The sequence below is a fragment of the Leisingera sp. F5 genome, assembly GCF_001593695.1.
Genome location: NZ_LUKH01000405.1, coordinates 1 through 2,568, shown reverse-complemented (window position 1 = coordinate 2,568; position 2,568 = coordinate 1). Strand labels below are relative to the sequence as shown.

Annotated in this window: 2 protein-coding genes and 1 pseudogene; all 3 read right to left on the bottom strand. The window is 61.4% G+C overall.

The features are described 5' to 3' along the window. Positions 1 to 151 (bottom strand): annotated as a pseudogene (locus A2I95_RS31000) (amidohydrolase); the annotation flags it as partial. 34 nt (positions 152 to 185) lie between these two features. After that, positions 186 to 1,352, bottom strand: coding sequence for a M20 aminoacylase family protein (locus tag A2I95_RS30995; RefSeq protein ID WP_291736000.1), 1,167 nt, complete (start codon positions 1,350 to 1,352; stop codon positions 186 to 188). 184 nt (positions 1,353 to 1,536) lie between these two features. Continuing rightward, on the bottom strand, positions 1,537 to 2,568 hold a 1,032-nt coding region (gene argE, locus A2I95_RS30990; RefSeq protein ID WP_291735997.1), incomplete at its 5' end, for an acetylornithine deacetylase.

Genomic DNA, 2,568 nt, shown 5'->3' with positions numbered 1-2,568 from the left:
CCACTTCGTCGCAGCCGAAGGCCTGCAGCTTTTCCGCCACCAGCGCGCTGGTACGGTGGGTTTCGAACAGGATTTCCGGGTTTTCGTGGATGTCACGGCGCCAGGCGGTGATTTCATCCTGCAGTTCGGCAAAGCGGTTCTTGACCGGCATTTCTCGCTCCTTTGGTTGTCTTTTCCCCGCAGCCTCAGGCCGCAGGCATTCTTCGTTCCACCAGCTCGGCAAACCAGCTGCATCCCAAGGGAATCGCTTCGTCGTCAAAGACATAGGCCGGGTGGTGGCACATCTGAGTGTCGCCGTTGCCGAGGAAGATATAGGCGCCGGGGCGCTGCTCCAGCATATAAGAGAAATCCTCGGATGGCATAATTGGCGGGGTCTCGGCATCGACCTTGGCAGAGACCGCCTGCGCCGCTTCAATCGCGTGGGCGGTGCCGTTTTCATCATTGATAGTAACAGGATAGCCAGGAACCCATTCGACCTCCGCCGTGGCACCAAAGGCCGATGCGGTGCTTTCGGCAACCCGGCGCACCCAATCCCCGGCCTGGGTGCGGTACTCCGGATCCAGGGTTCGGACGGTGCCTTGCAGCTTGGCGGTATGGGCAATCACGTTTGACGCCGTGCTGTCGGTCTCAAACGTGCCGACGGTCAGCACCACCCGTTTCACTGGGTCGACGTTGCGCGAGACGATCGAATGCAGCGAGACCACGATCTGAGAGGCCACAAGCGTGGTGTCGATCGCATCATGCGGGGCAGCGGCGTGGCCGCCCTTGCCGGTGACGGTGATGATGAACTCATCCGAAGACGCCATCAGCGGACCGGGGCGGATGGCAAATTCGCCCACCGGAAGGCCGGGCATATTGTGCAGGCCATAGACCTCCTGGATACCCCATCGGTCCATCAGCCCGTCGTCGCACATCGCCTTGCCGCCTGCGCCGCCTTCCTCGGCCGGTTGGAAGATCAGCACTGCTTTGCCGTCAAAATTCCGTGTCTCTGCAAGATACTTAGCCGCACCCAGCAGGATCGAGGTGTGGCCGTCATGGCCGCAGGCATGCATCACGCCAGGTGTCTTCGAGGCGTAGCCCACTCCCGAGGCCTCAGGGATTGGCAGCGCGTCCATATCAGCGCGCAGGCCGATAGCGCGACCGGAGGTATTGGTCCTGCCCTCGATCACCGCCACCACCCCGGTCTTGCCCACGCCAGTGGTGATATCGGTGACGCCGAACTCCTTAAGCCGCTCCACCACAAAGGCGGCAGTCTCGTGCACCTCGTACATCAGTTCGGGGTTCTCGTGCAGGTGATGGCGCCAAGCGGTGATCTCCTGGTGCATCTCGGCAAAACGGTTCTTGGCCGGCATATTCCCCTCCCCCTTTTTGTTTCAGGTTCCGTTGCGGCAGACTGTCCGCGAAAAAACTTAGCTTCGCAAGTATGCGGTCCCGCCGGGACGTGGCGGAACACGCCAGTGCCGGGGTGGCAAGCATGCACAATCTGTACACCCCTCGTAAACCTTCCGCACAAATCTGAACACAAAACGCCCTGTTTCAAGGCAAAGGAAAGTATCCGCTCAGCTTCTCGACCAGCTTGCGCATGAAGTCGTGACCCGCATTGAACTGGGCGACTGTGATAAACTCGTTGGGCTGATGCGCCTGCGCGATGTCGCCGGGGCCGCAGATCACCGCGGAATAACCCGCCTGCTGAAACTGGCCCGCTTCAGTGCCGTAGCTGACCACATGGGAGCCGTTGTCGCCGGTCACCCGGCGCGCCAGCGCCTCTGCCTCGCCGTTTTGTTCCGGAACCAGTCCGGGCACGTCGAAATGCTTGGAAACATCAATGCGGGCGTCCGGATGGATGGCCTGCATCTCCGCTTCGACCTCGCGCACTTTGGCAAAATAGGCGGCTTCCCAATCACCGGCGTTCTCCCCCGGCACCACCCGGAAATCCATCATGAAACGGCAGTCCTTGGCAGTGATGTTGTGGGCGGTGCCGCCCTCAATCATGCCGACGTGGCAGGTAGTCCAGGGCGGGGTGAACATCGCCTGCACCTGGCCCGGCTCCTTGGCCATGTTCGCGGCGTTTTGCTGATTGGCCCAGTCGATCAGCCGGGCGCCCTGCATAATGGCGCTGACGCCGGTGTGCATCAGCGACGAATGCACCTCAAAACCCACCAAATGAGTGTCATAACCTGTGCCGCCCTTGTGGCCGGTCACCGCCTTCATCATCGACGGTTCGCCGACAATCACCGCTGAACCTTTGGGCAACACGGACTGCATGGCCTCGATCATTGGCGGCGCGCCGGTACAGCCAATTTCCTCGTCAAAACTCAGCGCCAGTTGCAGCGGGCGCTTCACGCCTTGGGTCTGCGCCTCCACCAGCGCCCAGATCGCCAGCGCGTCATAGCCCTTCATATCACAGGTGCCGCGGCCGAAGTACTTGCCATCTTTCTCGACCACGGTGAAAGGATCCGTGTCCCAGGGCTGGCCGTCCACAGGCACCACATCGGTATGGCCCGAGAGCACCACGGCGCCCTCCTCCCAAGGACCAACATGGGCAAAGACGGCTGCCTTATGGGTTTG

Excerpts from the sequence above, each read along its gene's own strand:
- A2I95_RS30995 (WP_291736000.1), bottom strand. The coding sequence starts at position 1,352 with ATGCCGGCCAAGAACCGTTTTGCCGAGATGCACCAGGAGATCACCGCT.